The organism is Bradyrhizobium cosmicum (assembly GCF_032290525.1).
GTDB lineage: Bacteria > Pseudomonadota > Alphaproteobacteria > Rhizobiales > Xanthobacteraceae > Bradyrhizobium > Bradyrhizobium cosmicum_A.
Map to the genome: position 1 here is coordinate 1 of NZ_JASXTA010000536.1, position 241 is coordinate 241.

General features: G+C 51.5%; 1 protein-coding gene. It reads left to right on the forward strand.

Going from position 1 to position 241, the window contains the following annotated elements; all coding sequences use genetic code 11:
* Positions 1–241: aminotransferase class III-fold pyridoxal phosphate-dependent enzyme (locus QSV46_RS40855; protein ID WP_314964449.1), on the forward strand; the 241-nt coding region annotated here is incomplete at both ends.

The following is a 241-nucleotide window of genomic DNA, read 5'->3' on the forward strand; positions in this document are numbered from 1 at the left end:
GTTCATGCCATATCCGCACGAATACCGTTGCCCACTGGGTCTGGGCGGTGAAGCAGGTGTCGATGCCTTGACTTATTATTTTGAGAACTTCATCGAAGATGTCGAAAGCGGTGTGGTCAAGCCTGCTGCGGTCATCTTAGAGGCCATCCAAGGTGAGGGCGGTGTCGTCCCAGCACCTGCCAAATGGCTACAAAAAATCCGTGAAGTCACTGCTCGTCATGACATCGTACTTATCCTAGAT